Annotated in this window: 14 protein-coding genes and 1 pseudogene; 4 read left to right on the top strand and 11 right to left on the bottom strand. The window is 72.2% G+C overall.

Features of this window, described 5'->3' with window-relative positions:
* Nucleotides 1-88 precede the first annotated feature (88 nt).
* Complete coding sequence (locus ACIQI8_RS35745) at nt 89-826, top strand: SAM-dependent methyltransferase (protein ID WP_402360094.1); 738 nt, start codon at nt 89-91, stop codon at nt 824-826.
* 59 nt (nt 827-885) lie between these two features.
* Here the strand turns inward: ACIQI8_RS35745 and ACIQI8_RS35740 are convergent, their stop codons facing one another.
* The 4 genes from ACIQI8_RS35740 to ACIQI8_RS35725 all read right to left on the bottom strand — a co-directional run bounded on the left by ACIQI8_RS35740 (nt 886) and on the right by ACIQI8_RS35725 (nt 6,322).
* Entirely contained in the window at nt 886-2,457 is a 1,572-nt protein-coding gene (locus ACIQI8_RS35740; protein WP_402360091.1) for an MFS transporter, read from the bottom strand.
* A gap of 181 nt (nt 2,458-2,638) precedes the next feature.
* On the bottom strand, nt 2,639-4,027 hold the full coding sequence (locus ACIQI8_RS35735; RefSeq protein WP_402360088.1) for an alpha/beta hydrolase: 1,389 nt from the start codon (nt 4,025-4,027) through the stop codon (nt 2,639-2,641).
* A 202-nt stretch (nt 4,028-4,229) separates the two neighbouring features.
* Nucleotides 4,230-5,090, bottom strand: a complete 861-nt coding sequence (locus ACIQI8_RS35730; RefSeq protein ID WP_402360085.1) for a PaaX family transcriptional regulator C-terminal domain-containing protein — start codon at nt 5,088-5,090, stop codon at nt 4,230-4,232.
* A gap of 122 nt (nt 5,091-5,212) precedes the next feature.
* Nucleotides 5,213-6,322 carry a hypothetical protein gene (locus ACIQI8_RS35725; RefSeq protein ID WP_402360082.1) on the bottom strand — a complete coding sequence of 370 codons (1,110 nt, stop codon included), beginning with the start codon at nt 6,320-6,322 and terminating at the stop codon, nt 5,213-5,215.
* Nucleotides 6,323-6,442: 120 nt separating this feature from the next.
* Here ACIQI8_RS35725 and ACIQI8_RS35720 point away from each other — a divergent pair, with 120 nt between their 5' ends.
* Nucleotides 6,443-7,297 carry an alpha/beta fold hydrolase gene (locus ACIQI8_RS35720; protein ID WP_402360079.1) on the top strand — a complete coding sequence of 285 codons (855 nt, stop codon included), beginning with the start codon at nt 6,443-6,445 and terminating at the stop codon, nt 7,295-7,297.
* A gap of 47 nt (nt 7,298-7,344) precedes the next feature.
* Here the strand turns inward: ACIQI8_RS35720 and ACIQI8_RS35715 are convergent.
* Nucleotides 7,345-7,530 (bottom strand): annotated as a pseudogene (locus ACIQI8_RS35715) (SulP family inorganic anion transporter); the annotation flags it as partial.
* A 280-nt stretch (nt 7,531-7,810) separates the two neighbouring features.
* Nucleotides 7,811-8,614, bottom strand: coding sequence for a polyphosphate kinase 2 (ppk2, locus tag ACIQI8_RS35710; RefSeq protein WP_402360076.1), 804 nt, complete (start codon nt 8,612-8,614; stop codon nt 7,811-7,813).
* A 48-nt stretch (nt 8,615-8,662) separates the two neighbouring features.
* Between ppk2 and ACIQI8_RS35705 the strand changes: the two genes are divergently transcribed.
* Both ACIQI8_RS35705 and ACIQI8_RS35700 read left to right on the top strand, forming a co-directional pair.
* Entirely contained in the window at nt 8,663-11,044 is a 2,382-nt protein-coding gene (locus ACIQI8_RS35705) for a phosphoketolase (RefSeq protein ID WP_402360074.1), read from the top strand.
* A gap of 122 nt (nt 11,045-11,166) precedes the next feature.
* Nucleotides 11,167-12,888, top strand: a complete 1,722-nt coding sequence (locus ACIQI8_RS35700) for a hypothetical protein (protein WP_402360071.1) — start codon at nt 11,167-11,169, stop codon at nt 12,886-12,888.
* Between the two features lie 95 nt (nt 12,889-12,983).
* Here the strand turns inward: ACIQI8_RS35700 and ACIQI8_RS35695 are convergent, their stop codons facing one another.
* From ACIQI8_RS35695 to ACIQI8_RS35675, 5 genes are all read right to left on the bottom strand, one after another.
* Nucleotides 12,984-13,625, bottom strand: a complete 642-nt coding sequence (locus tag ACIQI8_RS35695) for a cutinase family protein (protein WP_402360068.1) — start codon at nt 13,623-13,625, stop codon at nt 12,984-12,986.
* 95 nt (nt 13,626-13,720) lie between these two features.
* The gene (locus tag ACIQI8_RS35690; protein ID WP_402360065.1) at nt 13,721-14,977 is read right to left on the bottom strand and encodes a PucR family transcriptional regulator; all 1,257 of its coding nucleotides are present in this window, start codon (nt 14,975-14,977) and stop codon (nt 13,721-13,723) included.
* Nucleotides 14,978-15,099: 122 nt separating this feature from the next.
* Complete coding sequence (locus ACIQI8_RS35685; protein ID WP_402360062.1) at nt 15,100-16,083, bottom strand: alpha/beta hydrolase; 984 nt, start codon at nt 16,081-16,083, stop codon at nt 15,100-15,102.
* A 9-nt stretch (nt 16,084-16,092) separates the two neighbouring features.
* Nucleotides 16,093-20,172 (bottom strand): type I polyketide synthase, encoded by a 4,080-nt coding sequence (locus tag ACIQI8_RS35680; RefSeq protein ID WP_402360060.1) that lies wholly within the window; start codon nt 20,170-20,172, stop codon nt 16,093-16,095.
* Nucleotides 20,169-21,911: a fatty acyl-AMP ligase gene (locus ACIQI8_RS35675; protein ID WP_402360057.1), complete on the bottom strand. Its 1,743-nt coding sequence runs from the start codon at nt 21,909-21,911 to the stop codon at nt 20,169-20,171. The genes ACIQI8_RS35680 and ACIQI8_RS35675 overlap by 4 nt, the downstream gene beginning before the upstream one ends.
* Nucleotides 21,912-22,008: the final 97 nt, after the last annotated feature.

Raw genomic sequence — 22,008 nt, 5'->3', positions numbered from 1 at the left:
GAGCGCACACGACAGCTCCGCCCCTCGGGCTCCGGCTCGCCGCGGAAAATGAGGTGTGCGTGGCCCGCCCCGCTGGCAGGCTGCGCCGGTGAACCGTGAACAGATGTCCAGGATCGCCCATGCCGGCCACCCCATTAAGTCGCCGCTCGACGACGAGTCCGTACGCCGGCTGCTGGCCCGCGGCGCGCCGCGCGGCGACGAGCGGGTGCTCGACCTCGGTTGCGGCGGCGGGGAGTGGCTCCTGCGCGCACTGGCCACGGGCCCGCGTCTGCGCGCGGAGGGCGTCGACATCTCCGAGGACGCCCTGGCGCAGGCCCGTGAGGCGGCGAGCCGCCAGGGAGTTGCGGATCGCCTGGTCCTCCACCGGCAGGAGGCCGCGGACTTCGTCGCCTCGCAGCCGTTCGACCTGGTGCTCAGCGTCGGCGCCGCGCACGCCTTCGGCGGTCTGCTCCCCACCCTCGCGGCGGCGCGCAAGCACCTCGCTCCCGGCGGCCGTGTCCTGATCGGTGACGGATTCTGGGACCGTCAACCGTCCCCGGAGGCCGTCGAGATGCTCGGGGACTTCGCCGACCTCGCGACCACCGTGGACCGTGTCGTCGCCAACGGCTGGACCCCCGTCGACGGACACGTCAGCACGCGCCGCGAGCTGGACGACTACGAGTGGGCGTGCTGGGGGACCCTGGCCGAATGGGCCCTGGACCGACCTGCCGACCCGGACAGCGCGGACGTGCTCGCCACAGCCGGCACCCGCCGCTCCGAATGGCTGCGCGGCTACCGGGACACCTGGGGCTTCGTCTCCCTGATCCTGCGCCGGACGGCCGACTGACGGGGCGACCCGGACCGGCCGCCCAGCCCCTCGGGCGGTACACACAGTGCTCCGAACACCTAGTGCGCCGAGGACTCCTCGCGTGAGGCGGGCCAGCCGCGGAGTGCGACGAGGGCCAGCAGCGCCGAGAACAGTGCGGCCGAGCCGCAGACCACGAAGCCGATCGAGTAACCGTGCCCGAGCGCGTCCAGGGCGAGCGGGTGCAGGTCGGCCAGCTTCGCGGACGACTCCGCGGCGCCGTTCACCGCGAGCGGACCGCCCTCCTCCAGTACGGCCGTACCCGCGCCCTTGAGCGCCCCCGGCAGCGCGGAGTCGTGCAGGGACGTCGAGAAACTGCTCGCCGCGCGGCTGAGGGCGACCGCGCCGATGACCGCCGGGCCGAGGGTGAAGCCGAAGTCGCGCAGCAGATTGGTGGTGGCGCTGGCCATGCCTGCCAGGTGCACCGGCACGGTGTTGACGGCCGTTGCCGTGATCGAGGAGACGGTGACGGCGAAGCCGAGGCCGACCAGACCGAGCGGCAGGATCAGCGAGGTGAAGGCGGTGTCGGTGATCGGCAGGGTGGCCGCCAGGTAGTCGCCCGCAGCGATCAGCAGCAGTCCCGCGCCCAGGAGCAGGCCCGGTGCCACCGTGCGCAGCAGGCGTTCCGTCACGGGCAGCATCACCAGAGCGATGCCGTTGAGCAGGACGAAGGCCAGACCCGTCCGCATGGGTGCCTGGTCCTGCACCGGGCCGAGGCGGATGCTGACGGAGTAGGCGGTGCCCAGGAAGGCGAACATGCCGACCACGGCCACGATCGAGGCCACCGCGAAGGCGCGGTTGCGGAACAGATCGAGGCGCAGCAACGGGGACTTGGCGTGCTTCTCGGCCAGGACGAAGGCGGCGAGGAACACGGCCGCCAGCACGAAGGCGACGACGATCGACGGCGAGGCCCAGCCGTCCGTCGGCCCCTGGATGATGGCGTAGAGCAGGGCGAACAGGCCCAGGCCGATGGTGACCTGACCGGCCAGGTCCAGTGAACGGCCTTCGGGGGCACTGGAGTTGACGGCGAACCGGGCGCTGACGACCGCACTGACCGCCGCGACGACCGTGACGACGACGAAGGACCAGCGCCACGAGCCGTAGGTGGCGGTGACACCGCCGAGCAGCGGGGCCAGGAAGCCGCCGGTGGACAGCAGGGCCGCCCACATTGCGATGACCCGTGCGCGCTGGGCGGGCGAGGTGGTGCCGGCGGCCAGGATGGCCAGCGAGGTGGGGAAGAGAGCGGCCGCCCCCAGACCGGCCAGGGCCTGGCCCGCCCAGAGCTGGTGGACGCCGGACGAGGTGGCGCTGACCACTTCGCCGACGGCGAGCAGTGCCGCGCCGCCGACCAGGAGCCGCTTGCGGCCGAAGAGGTCGCCGAGCAGGCCGAAGGTCAACTCCAGTACGGCGACCGGGAGCAGGAACGCGTCGGAGATCCAGGTGAGCTGTGAACCGACGGGGTGCAGGTCGGACTGGAACAGGCCGTTGAGGGTGGCCGGTATGGCCAGACCGATCTGGGCGAGGCAGACGGCGAGGAGTCCGGCGACAAGAGTGCCGGTGGTCAGGCCGGGGCCGGTGGCCGTTGCCGCGGAAGGCTTGGTCGTCGTTGACACGGAGGGCTCCTGAGGGCGCGGGAGGTTCAGGAAGGGGAGGGTTGGTCTCTTCGTGATCGGGAGGCCGGTCGGAAGGTCTGGCCGTAGTCGACGGGGGCGGCCCAGCAGAACGGGAAACTCGAGCGGGGGGCTGGCCAGTGACCGTCAACGGGCGCCGGTAAGGCGGCCCGGCCCGTGGTCATCACCGCGTACCGGTCAGCCGGCTCGGCCGGTAGTCGGTGAAGGCCGCGCCGTCGGGACCCAACTTGTCGGCGGCGCGCTGGAGTTCGGTGGCGGTGGTGGAGTCGCCCCAGTGCCCGGTGTTCAGCCGGTGCTCCACGGCGTGCAGGCCCGCGACCACCTCGGCGGTGGTGAAGTTGCAGTGGCTCGGGCGGGCGACGTAGGCCTGACGCAGCAGTGCGGAGTCGCCGGCCCTGCGCACTCGTCCGGCGAAGGCCGACTCCTGCTCGACGGGGACCAGTTGGTCGGCGGTGTTGTGGATGTCCAGCAGCGGCACGGCCAAGCTCTGTCCGGCGGTGGAGGTCTGCTTCAGACGGTCGACCGCGGTCGGATCGGCCGTGATGTCGGCGCCGCGGGTGAGGTGGTTCAGGTCGGTCCGCAGGTCGAGTCCGGCGTCGCGGTAGAGCGCCTCGACCTGCTTGACGTGCGCGGACCCCCGCAGCAGCCCGGCGCAGTCGACGCCCTTGTTCCACGACGTGTTGCCGCCCACCGACTGCTCCACCGACCAACGTGCCGGAACGATGAAGCCGAGCAGGCCCTGCGCGAGCCAGGCGTACTGCTGCTGCTCCTGGCCCGCAAAGTCGTCGCTCTCGGGCGGGAGTTGGCCGGGCGCCCAGTCGGCCAGGTTGAGGAAGGCGGCGGCCAGCGCGATCCGCGCGCGCCCGGCCGCGGTCTGCTGGGCTGCTACGACAGCCTGCGTGAGCCGGGCGGCGAGTGCGGCGCCGTCGGCCTGGCTGTCCAGGTTCACGAGCTCGTCGGCGTCGGCCGGGTCGAAGAACATGGCGAGGGTGTACTCGGCGTCCAGTTGGTAGTTGTCCAGGTCGACGCCACCCGCGACCAGGCCGCAGAGGCCGAGTGCGCCGTCTATGCGTCCCGCGCCGTCCCGGGCGAGCCGCGCGTTGACCAGGCCGCCCATGGACTGGCCCACCGAGATCACCCGGCTCGGGGTGCCCACGTGGCGACGGAAGGCGTCGAGTGCGGCGAACTGGTCCCGCTCGGCCGAATCGAGCGCCCACATCGAGCCGCCTGGATCGTACGAGGAGCCGGCCAGGGCGTATCCACCGTCGAGCAGGGCCTGCTGGACGGCGGCGGACGGGGCGTCGGCGGCGGTGGTCGGGCCGAAGCCGTGACTGAACAGCAGCAGGGTGCCGTTCCACTGCGCGGGCTTGTCCGCGATCCAGGTGGCGCCGTCGGACAGCGTGCCGGTGAAGTGCTCGGCGGTGGCGGCCTGCGCGGCCGTCGCCGGTCCGAGCAGGGCGGTCGCGAGTGCGGTCGCGCAGGCGGCGGCGAGGATCGAAAGACGTGGGCGTGAGCGGGGACGGGGGCGGGGGTGACGACGGGGACGGGACATGGCGGCGGCTCCGCGGGTCGAGGGGGGACCGAGGTGGGGAGCGTGCTTAAGGGGTGCTTGAGGAGCGTGCTTGAGGGGCGTGCTTGGGGGGCGTGCTTGGGGGGCGCTGCGAATGTAGGTCTCTTTTTTCATTGCCGTCAAGAGACTGACCAATAACGAAGGGCACGGATCCACGTACGGACGCGCGGCACCGGCGTGCGGGTCAGCCCACTGCCAGGGTGTCCAACAGGTGTGCCGCAGCCCGCGCGGCCGGTCGCTCCCAACGGCTCGCCAGGCCCCGGAAGACGGTCTCCGCCTGCCCGGCCGGCCAGTCCGCCGGGAGGTGCTCGGCGGGCAGATGCGGGTCCCGTCGCACGAGGTCCAACCAGTCGGTGTGGAGCAGGAGCTGGCCTGCCAGCTCATCGCCGGAGGCGGCGGCGGGCAGCGGGTCGGTGCGGTCCCAGCGCTCCAGGAACGCCCGGTACCGCGCGCCGATCGCCGGTACGTCGAAAGCCTGCTCAAGCACCTCGCGGACCTCGGTGGGCGACTCCACCTCGGCGCGGAACACCCGCAGATACGACTCCAGGCCGAGCCCGGCCACCATCGCCCGGACGTCGACGGGCGCCGGGGCCACCCAGAGGCCGTTCTGCAACGGGCCGAAGCCCGCCCAGATCAGCCGCGAGCGCAGATCGTGCCGTTCCCGGCTCCACGCCTCGGGCAGTGAGAAGCCGACCATCGTCCACCGGCCGTCCCAGTCCCGGTTGACGGCGCCGGTGCGCCAGATCCGGTCCCTGCCGTCCGTCAGCACCTGGACCGCGTGCGGCGTCAGCTCGAAGTACGTCTTGCGGCCCTGCCGGATGCGCGCCAGCAGACCCCGTTTGACCATCCGGTTCAGCGTGGTCCGTACCGCCTCCTCGGTGCTGCCCACCTTGCCGAGCGCGGCGATCACACTGCCCGACGACACCGCGACGGACCGCCCCAGCACGTGGGCGCCGAAGAAGGTCAGCATCAGGGACTGGGTACGCGGCTCGGGCCCGCTCTCGGCGGCCGGCCCGGCGGCGACATCGACACTGGTCACCGGCACAGCGTAGGCCCGGGGTGCGCGGGCCCGGCCGCTGCCGCGCAAAGTGTGTCATTTCCGTGACGGCAATCCGGCAGTGGCCTGGTATCGCACTGCGAGCCGTCCGGCTGCCCGTGCTACCCGTGCTACCCGTGTGATCCGTGCTGTTCGTAGCGCCGCCACTCGCGTCCGCCGTCGCGAGAGGTCCACAGACCCTCGCCCTTGACCAGGTCGTACGACGCCGTCGGCGCGTCCGCGATGCCGTAGAGGGTCGTGCCGTGGACGGCGAACGACGTGAAGGTCGCCGGCGTCTTCAGCTCATGGAAGGTGTTCGCGGTGCGGTCGTCGGCGAGCCAGTACCGGCCGCCTTCCTCGCCGACCAACAGCCGTCCGTCCGTGAGGAGTTGCGGGACCAGCGACTCCGGGCCGCCTTTGAGCCTGTCCCAGGCGATGCCGCCGGCGCGGACCGTCCGCCAGTGTTCGCCGTCGTCCGTGGTCACCAACAGGCCGCGCACGCGCTCGCCCTGGATGAGGGACAGTGCCGCGGTGCCGCCCCGCGCGGTGAGGACGTCTCCCAAGTACGGCTTCGGGACGGGCGTGGAACCGAGGGTGCGACCGTCGCGCTGCCGTACCACGCTGTAGGGGTCGTCGGTCAGGGGCTGGCGCAGGCTCCAGACCGTGCCCCGCTCGTCGACGATGACGAGGACGGCGTCGCCCGGCACGCCGGACGGGCGCGCGACGGTTTGCGTGGCGGGGCGGTAGACGAGGGTCGGTTCCATCTCGGTGAGCGCGATGTCGCCGGGGCGGGTGCGCACCGGGGTTCCGCTCACGACGACCTTCCGCCGCTTGCCGTGCACGTCGAGGGCGTACATCCCGTCGCCCGACTCGTCCGACGGCACCAGCACGAAGCCCCCGGGCACCCCCTGGAACGCCGGCGGCACGTCCTCGGCGTTGGCGTGTTCCGCGTGCTCGGCGACGGTACGGCCGTCCGGGCCGACGATGCGCCAGGCGGTGGCGGCAGGACCCTCGTCGTCCTCGACATTGCCGGCGTTGTACGTCAGCAGGAGCGAGCCGTCGTCCGCGCGGGCCACACCGTAGGGCGCGCCGGCCGCCTCGATCACGTCGGCGGGGCTGGGGTGCGGGTCCCTGAGAACACGCAGGTACTTCGCCTCACGGCCGCCGGGATTCCCGTCGCCGGAGCCCCCGTCCTCCGTGCCACAGGCGCTCAGCGTCAACGCGGCACTCGCCACTGCCACGAGCCCGACCGTCCGCCACCTGCGTCTCCCCAGCCACCCCATGGCCCCATCCTCACATGAGCGCGGAGCGGCCGGGCTCCGTCGGATGGACAATGGGCAGGCCTCAGGAGGAGGGCGGCGATGGCTGAGCGCATGATCGAGGTGGACGGAGTCGAGCTGTGCACCGAGTCCTTCGGTGACCCGTCGGATCCGCCGGTCCTTCTCATCATGGGCACCGGAGCCTCGATGCTCTGGTGGGAGGAGGGCTTCTGCCGGCTGCTCGCGGCGGGCGGGCGTCGGGTGATCCGCTACGACCACCGGGACACCGGCCGATCGATCACCTACGAGCGGGGTCGGCCCGGCTACACCGGCGCGGACCTGGCCGGTGACGCCATCCGCGTGCTCGATGCGTACGAGATCCCGGCCGCGCACGTCGTGGGTGTCTCGGCCGGAGGAGGGATGGCGCAGGTGGTCGCGCTCGAACGGCCCGACCGTGTTCTCTCGCTCGTCCTGATCAGTACGTCCCCTGCCGTGTCCGGCGACCGCGAACTTCCCCCGCCGACCGCGGAGTTCATGAACTTCGTCTCCACCGCGCAGGCTGATTGGGCCGACTCGGAGTCGGTGATCGACTATCTGGTCGACTACGCACGGGTGCTCGCGGGAGACAGGCGCCCTTTTGACGAGGCCGCCGCGCGCGACCTCGTCCGTCGCGATGTCGAGCGCGCACGCGACTTCGCCGCGGTGACGAACCACGACGAGATCGACACGGGCAAGTTCCCGGAACAGCCTCTGTCGTCGATCACCGCACCGACGCTGGTCGTTCACGGGACGGCGGATCCGATGTTCCCGCTCGCGCACGGCGAGGCACTGGCTCGGGAGATTCCCGGGACGAGGCTGCTGGTCCTTGAGGGGGCGGGCCACGGGGTCGAGGGCGCCGACTGGGAGACGATCGCCGGCGCGATCATCCAGCACAGCGCGGCGGGCGGGACCGGTTAGCGCTGCGACAGGGAAGGTACCGGTCGGACGGCGTCTGTCGGTCTATCGATCGCGGGCAGGATCGCCCACAGACCGGCGACCGGCGGCAGCCCGGCCACGCCGGCGTACGCCATGACCTGCGGAACCAGGTACGCGGCCACCGTGACACCGGCCGGAAGGTCGCTCCGCACCCAGGCACGCCGATAGCCGGCGAGGGCGACGGCTCCGGGCTCCAGGGCGCGCCACCTGGGTATACGGACGCCCGACTGCCGTCTTTCCGAGTGCTGCCTTTCCGCGTCCTGGTATATGTGCCACCTCTCCCCGTTCGCTCCCAGGATCCACCGGCTAGGTCACCGTCGCGGCGGGATCACGCCCGGTGTCGGTGTCGCGCTGCGCTTCGCCGCCGACGCTGGCACTCTGATGAGGACGTCCATGTGGCCGGTGGCGAGGCCGCCTGCCCAGCACCTCGGGACCCCGATCCAGGAGGTGGAGATCATGACCGGCCCGAGCGGGCGGGAGCGCGGTGGCCGCTGGCTAGAGGGTCGCGGCGTGGTCGGGGACGTAGGTCTGCAGGTCGCGCGGCGGACGTTCGTAGCCGGTCGACGCGGGCCGCCGCGGCAGCTCCAGTACCGGCGGGGGCACCTCCCGGTACGGCACGGACGACAGCAGATGGGCGATCATGTTCAGGCGCGCCCGGCGCTTGTCGTCGCTCTCGACGACGTACCACGGCGCCTCCGGGACGTCGGTGTACACCAGCATCTGGTCCTTGGCCCGGGAGTACGCCTCCCAATGGGTGATCGACTCCAGATCCATCGGCGAGAGCTTCCAGCGCCGAAGCGGGTCGTCAAGGCGCTGGCGGAACCGCTCCTGCTGCTCGGTGTCGCTCACCGAGAACCAGTACTTGCGCAGCACGATCCCCGACTCGACCAGCATCCGCTCGAAGGTCGGGCACTGGCGCAGGAAGAGCTGGTACTCCTCCTTCGTGCAGAAGCCCATCACGTGCTCGACGCCGGCCCGGTTGTACCAGGACCGGTCGAACAGCACGATCTCCCCGGCGGCCGGCAGATGCTCGACGTACCGCTGGAAGTACCACTGGCCGCGTTCGCGCTCGGTCGGTTTCGGCAGGGCCGCGATGCGTGCCAGCCGGGGGTTGAGGTGCTCGGACACCCGCTTGATGGTGCCGCCCTTGCCCGCCGCGTCCCGCCCCTCGAAGATCACGACCACTCGGGCGCCCTCCGCGCGCACCCACTCCTGCAGCTTCACCAACTCCGTCTGCAGACGCAGCAGTTCCTTCTCGTACACCTTGCGCGGCAGCCGTGCCGCGTCCTTGCCGGCCATGCCGCCTCCACCACCCGTTGTGCACACCGATGACTTCCGGAGCCTCTGATGCCCAAGGTCGAACACCAGGACAGCACCGTACTTTCCGACGACGAACTGCGCACTCTGGACGCCCACTGGCGTGCCGCCAACTACCTGGCCGCCGGACAGATCTACCTGATGTCGAACCCGCTGCTGACCGAGCCGTTGAGGCCGGAGCACATCAAGCCGCGGCTGCTGGGGCACTGGGGCACCTCGCCCGGGCTCAACCTCGTGTACACCCACCTCAACCGCGTGATCGGCGCTCGGGGGATCGATGTGCTGTGCGTGTGGGGCCCGGGGCACGGCGGTCCTTCCGTGCTGGCCAACTCCTGGCTGGAGGGCAGCTACAGCGAGACGTATCCGGACGTGAGCCGCGACGGGCCGGGCATGGGGCGGCTGTTCCGGCAGTTCTCCTTCCCCGGCGGGGTGCCCAGCCATGTGGCGCCCGAGACGCCCGGATCGATCCACGAGGGCGGGGAGCTGGGCTACTCGCTCGCGCACGCCTACGGCGCCGCCTTCGACAACCCGGACCTGCTGGTCGCCTGTGTGATCGGTGACGGAGAGGCGGAGACCGGCCCGCTGGCCGCGTCCTGGCACTCCAACAAGTTCCTCGATCCGGTCCACGACGGCGCGGTTCTGCCGATCCTGCACCTGAACGGCTACAAGATCGCCAACCCGACCGTGCTGTCCCGCCTCCCCGAGGCCGAACTCGACGAGCTGCTACGGGGATACGGCCACGAGCCCATCCACGTGACCGGCGACGACCCGATGCAGGTGCACCGGGCCCTGGCCGCCGCGTACGACGACGCGCTGGACCGCATCGCCGCGATGCAACGGTCCGCCCGCGAGGACGGCGTCACCGAGCGCGTGCACTGGCCGATGATCGTGCTGCGCACCCCCAAAGGCTGGACCGGCCCCGCTGAGGTCGACGGCGTTCCCGTCGAGGGCACCTGGCGCGCGCACCAGGTGCCGCTGTCCGGGGTGCGTGAAAACCCGGAGCACCTACGGCAGTTGGAAGCCTGGTTGCGCTCCTACCGCCCGGACGAGCTCTTCGACGCCGACGGCCGGCCGGTCGCGGACGTCCTGGCCTGTGTACCCGAGGGCGTCAAGCGGCTCGGGTCCAGCCCGCACGCCAACGGCGGCCTGCTCGTCCACGACCTGCCGATCCCGTCCCTCGACCGCTTCGCCGTTCCTGTCGACAAGCCGGGCACCGCCCTGCACGAACCCACCCGCGTCCTCGGTGACCTCCTCGAACACGTCATGCGCGACACGGCGGCCAGCCGCAACTTCCGCCTGGTGGGCCCCGACGAGACCGCCTCCAACCGGCTGCAGGCCGTGTTCGACGCCAGCGGGAAGGCCTGGCAGGCGCAGGTGCTGCCGGTCGACGAGCACCTGGAGCGGCACGGCCGGGTGATGGAGATCCTCTCCGAGCACCTGTGCCAGGGCTGGCTGGAGGGCTATCTGCTGACCGGCCGACACGGACTGTTCTCCTGCTACGAGGCGTTCGTGCACATCGTCGACTCCATGGTCAACCAGCACATCAAATGGCTGAAGACATCAAGGGAGTTGCCCTGGCGGGCGCCCATCGCCTCCCTCAACTACCTGCTGACGTCGCACGTGTGGCGGCAGGACCACAACGGCTTCTCGCACCAGGACCCCGGTTTCGTCGACCACGTCCTCAACAAGAGCCCCGAGGTCGTACGGGTCTACCTGCCGCCGGACGCCAACACCCTTCTCTCCGTGGCCGATCACGCCCTGCGCAGCCGCGACTACGTCAACGTGATCGTGGCCGGCAAGCAGCCCTGCTTCGACTGGCTGACCTTGGACCAGGCCCGCGCCCACTGCGCGCGCGGCGCCGGGATCTGGGAGTGGGCGGGCACCGAGAACGGCGGCGAACCCGACGTCGTCCTCGCCTGCGCCGGTGACGTCCCCACCCAAGAGGTGCTGGCCGCCGCCCAGTTGCTGCGCCGCCATCTGCCCTCGCTCGCCGTCCGGGTGGTGAACGTCGTCGACATGACCCGGCTGCTGCCCCGTGACGAACACCCGCACGGGATGAACGACTTCGAGTACGACGGGCTGTTCACCACCGACAAGCCGGTCGTCTTCGCCTACCACGGCTACCCGTGGCTCATCCACCGGCTCGCCTACCGTCGCGCAGGCCACGACAACCTGCACGTGCGCGGCTACAAGGAGTCCGGCACCACGACCACGCCGTTCGACATGGTCGTCCGCAACGACCTCGACCGCTATCGCCTGGTCATGGACGTCATCGACCGCGTCCCCGGCCTCCCCGTGCGCGCCGCCGCGGTCCGCCAGCAGATGGCCGACGCCCGCACCCGCCACCACGCCTGGATCCGCGAGCACGGCACCGACCTGCCGGAGATCGCGGACTGGTCCTGGAACGCCTGACCGTCCCCGGGTCCGACACCGTGACCCCGTTCCCTGCGGCCCGATGACAAGGCCGGCGGCAAGCACTGCGTTCTTGTGAGCACTGCCTGAGCCCGGAGTCCCGGCGGCCCTACGGTCCGGCCATGAAGACGAGCCGCAGCAGAGAAAGGACGTGGCGCGGTGCCGCGCTGGCGGTGCTGCTGACCGCCGGCGCGCTCACCGCGGCCGCGCCGCCGGCCCAGGGAGAGAGCGCGCGGACCGAGACCCCTGTGGCGTCGACCCATCCGGCGGACGGTGTGGTCGAGTCGGTGGTGCGGGTGAAGGTGCCGTTGCCGCAGTCGTTCGGCGCTCGTCCGGGGGCGTGCGACCGGCTGTCGTATCTGCGCTACCGCGCCGCCGACGGGCCGCCCGCGTCGGCCGACGCCGACCGGATCCTCGTGGCCCAGCCGGGCATTCTGGAGGGGGCCGGAGCGTTCGACAGCGTTGCCCGCAACACCGTCGCCCAAGCCGCCGCGCGGGGGCGGCACATCGAGTTCTGGGCCCTGGACCGGCGCTCCAACTGCCTTGAGGACCCGACCGGCATCGCCTCGGGCGACCAGCACACCGCCGTCGACTACTACTACCGGGGCAGGGCCGTCGGCGGCCGGACCTTCGCCGGGTTCGTCGGCAACGACCGGCTCGGGTGGATGGCCAAGCTCGGCATCCAGCAGACCGTGCGCGACCAATACGACCTGCTCGCCGCCGAGTTGCCCGATCAGGGAGTCCGCAAGAACAAGGTGCTGTGCGGCGGGCACTCACTCGGTGGCGTGATCACCGGGTACTTCGCGGCGGCCGACTTCGACGGGAACCCCGCCACCACGGCCGACGCCGGGCAGAACCAGTGCGCCGGGTACTTCGCCCTCGACACGACCGTCTCCACCTCGCTGGCGGACCTGAGCGGAAGCATCCCGGACGACACCAACCTGCCCGACATCGGGCTCGGTTACGGAGTCGTACAGGCCGGGCTCGACAGCGGCGTCCTGCCGCGTTCGCTCTCCGCGCCGGTACTGCTCAATCCCGAGACCATGACCCTGCTCGCCATCACCGGGCTGGGGGCCGTGCAGGACCCGGACGGTGAGGCGGACCTGCCGTCCTATCTGCCGTCCAACGTGAACATCGAGGCCACCAACCGCTTCCTGTTCTCCAAGGACACCGCCACCTTCCTCACCGGCTCACCCGCGGTGAAGGACTTCCGGCTCACCAACGACGCGGTCCTCGGGGCGCTGATGGACGACAACTCCGTACCGCTGGCCTTCCTGCAGAGCAGCGTGGGCTTCTTCGACGGCGGGCCGATCGTCGACAAGAACTTCCCCGCTGCCAACGGGAGTTCGCAGCAGTCGCAGGTGTTCGGGGTCGAGTACAAGGCCATTCCTGCGCAGCCGCACGGGCCGCTCTACACCTGGCGCGATTACGACCGTGTCGGCGACGCCGACGACCCCGGGTACCGGTCGGCCGACGGCACCCCGTTCACCGACGCCGGCAAGGAGGTCACCGACATCCATGAGCTGGCCCGCAGCATGGGGGAGCAGCCGTTGGACTTCACCGAGCAGTACTTCCCGACCAAGCTGGTCACCGACATCGAGCTGGCCTCCTCGCCGCAGGTGAAGCAACTCGTCGTGCATCCGCAGGGGTTGACTGCCAACCCGACGCTCACCGTGCTCGCGGGCGACGGTCTGCTGGCAGGGCGGATCCCGGCCGACCTGCATCCCGTGATCGCCCCCGGCTACCAGCACCTCGACGTACTGACCGCGGCGCCCGTCCAGAACGACGGCCGGCCCGAGGTCGTGTCCACCACCCTCGCCGCGTTCGCCGAGACGCCGAGGTAGCAGCCGTCATCCGTGCAGTCGTCATCGCACACCGGTAGGGCCCGGGAGGATCGACTCCCGGGCCCTGCGGTGTCGCTGGGGATCAGAGCCGCGGATCAGACCTTGCCCGCGGCGAACGTGGCCGCCGCGTCGGCGTTCGCGGTGTAGCCGAGGTGGGCCAGGACGTCGGTTCCGCCGTTCTGGCAGATGGGGTCACCGCCCGCGCAGAAGTCGATCGTGCGGCTCTGGTAGGTGCCCGTGACGCTCCTGCCGAGGGCGCGGATCGGGTTGCCGAACAGCAGCACCGCGGCGACCCGCGGACCGACGGCGGCGGGAATGGTGGCCACGATCGGGCTGCCGACCACCGCGCCGTCGCTGCTGATTCCGATCGAGTTGTCGACGACGTTCGCGCCCTGCGAATAGCCGACGAGAATGAAACGCTGATTCGGGCAGGCGGACGCCTGCGAATTGACGTGATTCACCAGATCCGCGTTTCCCTGTGCGGCCGACGTCAGGGAAAGGTCGGCCGGATAGTTCACCGCGTAGTTGGAGAGATTCCTGCCCGTGATTTTCTTCTGGAGCGCGGAGAACACCGGGTCGCCGACGATCAGACCGAGCGTGCCCGGTTCGAAGGTGCCGCGCGCCGCCACGACGTCGATGTCCGAGCAGGCGGCGGCCGATGCCGAGGGTGCGGTCAAGGTGGCCAATCCGGCCCCGCCGACCAATGAGAGCGCCGCGAGGCACAAGCGAATACGCATGGGGATCCTTTGAGGGTGGGGCGCGTGAGACGCGCCTGTGGAAAGGACATCCCGAAGGTATTCGCGTTGTCTTACCCGGTGTTATGGACGGGAATTCAGAAACTTCCCTTGTTTTTGTCGGGGCGTGAGTCGTCGCCCTCCTCTCGCGACGCGGCGGAACGCAGCGCGAGGATCAGATTCAGGCGGGTGTCGGGAGAGCGCAGGGAATCGCCGAAGAGCTTCTCCAGCTGCCGCAGGCGATAGCGGACCGTCTGCGGGTGGATGTGGAGACGCGCGGCGACGTCGGGAACGTTGCTGCCACTGAGCAACCACGCGAGCAACGTCTCGGCCAGCCGCGCGCGTTGCCCCTCGGAGGCGGCGTCGAGCGGCGCGAGGGCCCGCGCCTCCAACTGGGCGAGCAGCGGCTCGTCACTGTGCAGCAACAGGGTCGACAGGTGATCGGCGCACAGCACCACGCCCTGCCGGGGCAGCACCCCGCGACCCATGAGCCCCAACGCGCGCGTGGCCCAACGCAGCGACAGCGCCGCCCGGTCGACCGGAACCGTGGGTCCGATCGCCGCCGGACGGCCACCGAGGCCCAGGATGAACGACCGCCCACCGAACCTGCCGTAGCCCTCCGGATCCGGCACCAGCACACGCGGCGGCCGTGACTCCATGTCCACGAGTGCTCCGGGCATCGCCGGCAGTCGGTCCTCCGCGCGCGGATCCGCCGGGCCCGCCAGCGCGACGACGGCGACCCGCGAAGGCACTCGCCACCGCGCGCCGTGTGCCAGATCCTGCACCGCCTCCAGCGGCACCGGCCCCTCGCCGAGCAGCAGATCGAGCAGCCGTCCGCGCCGCCGATCCAACTCGCCCGTGCTGTGCGACTGTGCCTCCGCGTAACCGGCCGCCGCCGCCTCCGCCACCTCGTGCACGGTCCGGAACGCCAGCTCCCCGAGCGTGGCCACCACCGCGGAATCCAGGCCGAGTTCCTCCGCCGTGCGCCCCATCAGCCGCCAGGCGTGCATGCCGCCCACGCGCAACGCGGACTGCAGCGCGTCCAGGCTGCGGCCCTCCAGGGCCTCGCCGCGCCCGAGTTCCTCGTAGTAGGCGGCCGCCATCGCGACCCCCTGGGCGCGCGGGTCCGCGATGTGGTCCACGAACAGGGTGAGCGCCTGCACCACCCCGGACCTGAGGTTCTCGCGATAGGTCTCGTCGTCCGGCCGCGCGTACTCGGGTACCTGGCTGCGGACCACCTCCGCCACTTCGTCGGCCACGACCGGGAGTTGGGCGCGCAGCAGCTCGGCCAGGTCGCGCGGAACCGGGACGGGTCCGGGTTCGACGGGTACTCCGCGCGGGGTGGGGACAGCCACGACGGACGCTCCTTTCCCCCGGAGGCGACTCACCCAGGGGCCGTTGCCCGTGGGATGAGGGGGACGTCCTGTGTTGGACGGGCGTCCCCTGCGCTCCGTTCCGTGCCCCGGCGGCACCGACATCACTCCGGCAGCCCCAGCGCACCGGCGAGCATCGGCCATGCGGCCGTGAACTCCCCTTTCCAGTAGGCCCAGCTGTGTCCTCCGCCCGCGTAGTAGTGGGTGGTCACGGGGATGCCGAGCAGCGCGAGAGCGTGGGTGAAGAGGTGCGCGGAGGGCCACAGCAGACTCTCCAACACCTCCGGCAGCCAGTCCCCGACACCGCCGGCCACACCGCTGCCCTGGGACACGTACAGGGGTGTGCCGCGCAGCCCCGTGGCGCGGGCGCGCGGATTGAAGTCGCGCCAGGTGAGCGCGCCGAGAATCGGGTTGCCCCACAGAGAGGCGGGCGTGAGGTTCTCCCGGGCCACGATGGCGTCCACGAGGGGCGGCACGCCCAGGGCCGTGGTGTCGAGGATGCCGCTGAAGGAGGCAGCCGCGGTGAACGCGCCCGGGTGGCGGGCCGCGTGCGCCATCGCGCCGTAGCCTCCGGTGGACACGCCCGCGACGGCCCGCACGCCGGACGCCCGGTAGTCGCGGGTGAGCAGCGCCGCTACCTCCTGGACCTGGAAGGTCTCGTAGTCGGGACCGGAGCGCCAGGCACTGGGGATGCCGGTCGGTCCCGCGTCCGGCATGGCCACGATCAGGTCGCGGCCCGCGGTGAAGGCCTCGATGTCCGTCTCCCGGGTCCAGGACGTGTAGTCGTCATGGGCGCCGTGCAGCAGGTACAGGACGGGGTACGTCCGACCGGTCTGCGCGTCGAAGCCCGACGGCAGGATCAGCCGTACCGGCGCGCTGCGGCCCAGCGCGGAGGAGGACACGGACACGTCGAAGGTGCGGGCTCCGACCTGGGTGGCCGCGCGGGCGCGTCCGGCGCCGACCGTGACGCCGAACAAGGCGGCCAGACCGGTGGCCGCGGCGGCTTTGGTGACGGCGCGACGGGACATTGCGGAGGCTCCGGAGGCGCGGGCGGCTCCGTCGGCTCCGGCGGCGGGATGGTGCGGCATGGCGGCTCCTCAGTCCGGTTCGGCGGGGGCGCCCGGCGGGGCGAGCAACTGCCGAAGATGGGCGGCGATCTCGTCGACGTGCGGCGGGTCGAGCAGCGACAGGTGATGCCCCGCCACCGGTACGACCGTCAGACGCGGGCACGGCTCGTCCCAGCCGAGCGCGTCGTCGTCCCGTTCGTACGCCGGGTCGCGCACGGTGTGCGGAGCCGGTTCCGTGGCCCGGTACAGGACCACGGGACCGTCGTAGCGCTGCGGCCGATGGGCCTCGCCGATCCGCAGGTCCAGGTAGGAGGCACGTTGGTGCTCCAGCGCGGCGGGCGGCACCTCGGCGACCTCGCGCAGGGCCCGCAGCACGAGGTCGATGCGCTCGTGGTCGTCGTCCATCGCCACGAGTTCGTCGTACGGCAGCGGCAGTTGGACCCCGTAGGCCTCGGCGACGTGTCGCGCGAAGCCCGTGAGGTGGGCGCGGATGCGGTCGGCGGGTGTGCGATCGGGCTGGGGGAGGGGGCGTACGGAATCGATGAGCACGACGAGTTCCACGTCCCGTCCGGCGGCCGTGAGGTGCCGTGCCGTCTCCTGGGCGACGAAGCCGCCGAAGGACCAACCGCCCAGCACGCAGGGGCCGTTGGGCTGGACGGCGCCGATCGCCTCGGCGTAGTGGCGCGCCTTCTCCGCAACGGTTGGGGCGTCCTCGATCCGGTCCAGCCCGTGTACCGGCCGATCCCCGCCCAGGTGTTGGGCGAGTGCGCGGTACACGTCGGAGCTTCCGCCGGCGGCGTGGAACAGGAAGATCGGGGGGCGCGTGCCGCCTTTGCGGAACGTGCGAAGGAGTGCAGGCGTGTCTGCCGACCTCCTTATCCGGTCGGCCAGTTCGTCCACCGTGGCGGCGTCGAACAGGTCGCGCAGCCGGAGGTCGATCCCGAAGTCGCGCTCCAGGGCGGTGCGGACGCGGACGGCCAGCAGGGAGTCCAGGCCGAGGTCGGACAGCGCCGTGGCGGGTGTGATGCGGGCCGCCGGATGGCCGGTGACGGAGGCGATGTGCTGGCTCACGCGGGCGGCGGTCGAGGGAGCCGTCTCGCTCGGGGGCGCCGCGGACTCGGCCCAACGGGCGGTCGTGGGCGCCGGGACAGGGGCCCGGCCGTCCGTCCACCAGTACCGGACGTGCCGCCAACGTGGTGTCGGAAGGTCGATGACCCGGCCGGCCGGCGTCGGCAGAGACAGCCCCGCCGTGTACAGAACGGCCAACTCCGCGAGAAGTCCGGCGGATCCGTCCGCGTCGCGCCGCAGCGAGCCCACCGCCAGCGCGCCGGGTATGTTCTCGGCGACGGATCCGGCCAGCACCGGATGCGGCGAGATCTCGACGAAGGCGGCGTGGCCGTCGGCCGCGGTTGCCGCGAGGGCAAGGTCCAGACGCACAGGGCGGCGCAGGTTGGCGGCCCAGTGGGCGGCGTCGAACGCGCAGTCGCCGCGCGGGTCGTCGAGGACGGTGGAGTAGAGGGGGATGCGGGGAGGGCGGCCCCGGACGTCCGAGAGGGTCTCGGTCAGTTCCGGCAGCAGCGGGTCCACCTGGGGTGAGTGCCCGGCGCCGACGACCCGCATGGCCCGGGCGGCACGCCCTTGCTCCTCCAGCCGGTGCACGAGCCGGTTGACCGCGGCCTCGTCACCGGTGACGACCTTCTGCCGGGGCGAGGAGTGAACGGCGACCCACACTCCGGGGAAGTCCCGCTCCAGCATGGGCAGTTCGGCGTCCGCCAGATCCACGACGGCCATCGCACCGCCGTGCAGCCGGCTGAGCAGCCGGGCCCGTGCGGTGATGACCCGAGCCGCGTCCGACACGTCCAGCGCGCCCGCGCAGACCGCGGCGGCCACCTCGCCCATGGAGTGGCCGATCACGGCGACCGGTTCGACGCCGTACGAGCGCCACAGGTCGGCGAGAGCCAACTGCAGCCCGAACAGCACGGGTTGGGAGACGTCGAGGCGGTCGAGATCTCCGGCGGAGGCCAGGTGCTCGTGGAAGGAGAAGCCGAACTCGCCGGCGAGCCGTGCGTCGAGTTTCTCCACGACGGCGGCGAAGGCGGGTTCCTCCGCGAGCAGCCGGCGACCCATTCCGGGCCACTGGCTTCCGTATCCGGAGAACACCCATACCGGGCCGCGCCCGACGAGATCGCGGTCGCCGGTCGACACCCGTGCGTCTGGCCCGCCCTGTGCCAACGCGTCCAGTGCGTCGGCCAGTTCGCAGCCGTGACGGGCGATGACGGCGGCCCGTACAGGCCCGCGCCCTGCGCGTCCCGCGAGCGTGCGTGCCACGTCGGTGGGGCGGGCCGCGCTCCCCTCCGGGGCGCGGAGCCACGCGGCGAGGCGGGCCGCGGTGTTCCGGACCCGTTCGGTGTCGATGTCGGACAAGAGGTGGAGGCGGGTGGCCGGTTGGTCCGTCGGGGGCGGCGGGAGGACTCCGGGTCGCCATTCCTCCAGTACGGCATGGGCGTTGGTGCCGCCGAACCCGAAGCCGGACACTCCGGCAGTGGCCGTGCCGCCGTAGCGGGGCCACGGTTCCGGCTCGGTCACCACCCGCAGTCGGGGATCCGTCAGGGCGCTGCCGTTGCCGTGCAACGACGGGGGGACGAGATCGTGGTGGAGCGCGAGGACCGTCTTCACGAGACCCGCGAGACCGGCCGCGCATTCCAGGTGGCCGAGGTTCCCCTTCACGGAGCCCAGCAGCAACGGCTGTTCGAGGTCACGGTCCGCGCCGAGCACCGCGGCGAGCGCGCCCGCCTCGATCGGGTCGCCCAGGGGGGTGCCGGTGCCGTGGGCCTCGACGTAGTCGACGTGGGCCGGGAGCAGCCCGGACCGGACGTACGCGGTGCTCAACAGGGCTTGCTGGGCCGCCGGGTTGGGGGCCAGGAGGCCGTTGGAGCGGCCGTCGGAGTTGACGGCGGTCGCGCGGATGACGGCGAGGACGCGGTCTCCGTCCCGCTCCGCGTCGGCCAGTCGCTTCAGCAGCACCGCCGCGCAGCCCTCACCGCGCCCGATGCCGTCGGCCGCCGTCGAGAACGGCTTGCAGCGTCCGTCCGCCGCGAGTGCGCCCGCCCGCTCGAAGGCGACGCCGACGGAGGGCGACAGCAGGACGTTGACGCCGGCGGCGATCGCCGTGTCGCTCTCGCCGGTGCGCAGGCTGACGCAGGCGTGATGCAGGGCGACCAACGAGGAGGAGCAGGCGGTGTCGACGGCCATGCTCGGGCCGCGGGTGTCGAGGACGTACGCCAGTCGGCCCGCCGCCACGCTGAGCGCCGCGCCCGCCGGAGCCCACGGATCGACGGAGTCCGCGTCGGCGCCGGTGAGTTGGCCGTACTCCGGGGCCGAGACGCCGACGTAGATGCCGGTGGCGGTGCCCGCCAAAGCGGTGGCGGGCACCGCCGCGTGGTCGAGGGTCTCGCGGACGACCTCCAGGAGGATCCGTTGCTGCGGGTCCATCACCGCGGCCTCGCGCGGAGTGATGCGGAAGAAGTCGGCGTCGAACCCGGCGATGTCGTCGAGGTAACCGCCGTACGCGGGGGCGTCGGCGGGCGGGAACGCCGTGAAGTCGCCCCATCTGTCCTCGGGGACGCGCCCGATCGCGTCGCCCCCGTCGATGAGCAGCCGCCAGTAGTCGCCCGGGCCGTGCACCCCGCCCGGCAGGCGGCAGCCGACGCCGATGACCGCGACGGGCTCGTCCGGCGCCCTCGGGGGAAGGGCGCCGGACGAGGATCGGGTGAACTGTGCTTCCGTACCGCACAGTTGGGCCACCAGCGCGTCCCCGGTGGGCGCTTCCCACACCAGGGTCGCCGGCAACTCGCGGCCGGTCAGCCGGGACAGCTCGCCGGCCAGCACGACCGCGTCCCGCGAGGACATGCCGAGGTCGGCCAGCGGCCGGTCCATGGGGATGTCGTCGACGGAGGCGCGGTCGCCGTTCCACTCGGTGACGAGCTCCGCGATCCGGCGGCGCAGGGCTTGCGCGTCGGCGGCCTTTGCACTGCGATCTCCGTCGGCAGCTCTCCTGGTGCGGCCCCCGTCGGCCGCGCTCGCACCGCCGCCCCCGCCGGCGGCCGTCATACCGCCGTCTCCGTCGCGTAGGCGCCCTCCAGATACCGGGCCCGGGTCAGGGCCCGTGACACCTTGCCGCTGGACGTCCGGGGAACTGCGCCCGGCGCGACCAGGACCACGTCGGCGAGCCGCAGCCCGTGCCGGGCGGAGACGGCCGCGCGTACGGCACGGGCCAGGGACGGTACGTCGATGTCGGCGAGGCTGGTGGTCCGCGCGTGCTCCGCCACGATCACCACCCGCTCGCCCCCGCCGCCCGGCACACCGAAGGCGGCGAGCCGGTCGCGGCGCACGGCCGGGTGCGCGTCCTGGGCGGTGGCCTCCACGTCCTGCGGGTAGTGGTTGCGGCCGTCGACGACGATGAGGTCCTTGAGCCGGCCGGTGACGACCAACTGCCCGCTCAGGATCGTCCCGAGATCCCCGGTGCGCAGCCAGCCGCCCGGCGCGTCCTTGCCGAGCGTGGCACCGAAGACGCGCCGCGTCTGAGGCTCGTTGTTCCAGTAGCCGCGCCCCACGTTGGGACCCTGCACCCAGATCTCGCCGACCTCCCCCTCGCCCAGGACCGCGTGGGAGACGGGATCGACGACACGGACCCGCTGGCCGGCCGGGGTGCCGCAACCGGCAAGGAGCACGGCCCGTGGGTCATCGGGCCGCGCGGGCAGGGCCTTTCCGGCGGCGAGGGCGTCACGGTCCAGCGCGAACCGGTCGAGCGGTTCGCCCGGCCGGGCGGCACTGACGAAGACGGTGGCCTCCGCGAGCCCGTACGACGGACAGTGGACCTCCGCCGCGAGCCCCCGCGCGGCGAACGCGGCGTGGAAGCGGTCGACGGTGCCGGGCCGCACGGGCTCGCTGCCGTTGATCAGCGCGGCGACCCCGTCAAGGCGCAGCTCCGCCTTCTGCGCCTCGGTGACGGTCGAGGCGCAGTAGTCGTAGGCGAAGTTGGGCGCGGCGCTCAGCGCGCGCGGGTGCGCGGCCAACAGCCGCAGCCAGCGCGCCGGTTCGTGCAGGAACGCGGCCGGGTCCATGAGCACCGACAGCAGCCCCCGTACGACGGGCGCCGCGACGCTCAGCACGAGCCCCATGTCGTGGTAGAGCGGCAGCCAGCCCACGCAGGTCACGGGCTGCGCGTCGGCGCGGTAGGCGGCGAGCGCCTGGCGGGCGTTGGCGACGACGTTGGTGTGGGTGATCTCGACTCCGGCCGGAGTGCGGGTGGATCCCGAGGTGTACTGGAGATACGCGGTCGCGCCGGGGTCGAGCACGGGCGCCCGCCAGTCCTCGGCGGCGGCATCGGGAACCCGGTCCGCCGCGAGGACCGGCACCCGGGCGCGCTCGCAGAAGTCCGTGACCTCCTCCAGGACGCGGCCGGTGGTCACCGCCAGCGCGGGCCGGGCGTCGGCCAACACCCCGACGAGCCGGTCCCCGTGGCCCGGCAGACCGGGCGGGTACAGCGGCACGGCGACCATCCCGGCGGTCAGCGCGGCCAGGAAACCGGTGACGTAGTCCGTGCCCTGCGGGCACAACAGGGCGACCCGCGCCCCGGGTTCGGCCTGCTCGGCGAGCCGGGCGGCCAACGCCCGCACCCGCAGGTCCAGTCGCTGCCAGGTGAGGGTGCGGTGCACTCCCCGCGAGTTCGGGGCGGGGTGGTCGACGAAGGTGAACGCGCGGCGGTCGGGGGTGGTTTCGGCCCAGTGCCGCACATGGTCGGGCAGGGTCCGGTACGCGGGGGCGAGCGGGGGGCGGCGGCTGTCCATCGGGCGTGGCTCCTCACATCGCGGTGTCGGCCGGCGATTCGGGTGGATCAGAGCGGTGGGACCGAGCGGTGGGACCGAGCAGGGGTGAGCGAGGGTG

Source organism: Streptomyces sp. NPDC092369 (assembly GCF_044755245.1).
In the GTDB taxonomy this organism is placed as follows: Bacteria; Actinomycetota; Actinomycetes; order Streptomycetales; family Streptomycetaceae; genus Streptomyces.
Note: the sequence above shows the minus strand (reverse complement) of the source record. Positions and strands in the feature narration are given on the sequence as shown.

Excerpts from the sequence above, each read along its gene's own strand:
- ACIQI8_RS35685 (WP_402360062.1), bottom strand. The coding sequence starts at position 16,083 with ATGCCGCACCATCCCGCCGCCGGAGCCGACGGAGCCGCCCGCGCCTCC.
- ACIQI8_RS35735 (WP_402360088.1), bottom strand. The coding sequence starts at position 4,027 with ATGTCCCGTCCCCGTCGTCACCCCCGCCCCCGTCCCCGCTCACGCCCA.
- ACIQI8_RS35675 (WP_402360057.1), bottom strand. The coding sequence starts at position 21,911 with ATGGACAGCCGCCGCCCCCCGCTCGCCCCCGCGTACCGGACCCTGCCC.
- ACIQI8_RS35720 (WP_402360079.1), top strand. The coding sequence starts at position 6,443 with ATGGCTGAGCGCATGATCGAGGTGGACGGAGTCGAGCTGTGCACCGAG.
- ACIQI8_RS35695 (WP_402360068.1), bottom strand. The coding sequence starts at position 13,625 with ATGCGTATTCGCTTGTGCCTCGCGGCGCTCTCATTGGTCGGCGGGGCC.
- ppk2 (WP_402360076.1), bottom strand. The coding sequence starts at position 8,614 with ATGGCCGGCAAGGACGCGGCACGGCTGCCGCGCAAGGTGTACGAGAAG.
- ACIQI8_RS35700 (WP_402360071.1), top strand. The coding sequence starts at position 11,167 with ATGAAGACGAGCCGCAGCAGAGAAAGGACGTGGCGCGGTGCCGCGCTG.
- ACIQI8_RS35705 (WP_402360074.1), top strand. The coding sequence starts at position 8,663 with ATGCCCAAGGTCGAACACCAGGACAGCACCGTACTTTCCGACGACGAA.
- ACIQI8_RS35680 (WP_402360060.1), bottom strand. The coding sequence starts at position 20,172 with ATGACGGCCGCCGGCGGGGGCGGCGGTGCGAGCGCGGCCGACGGGGGC.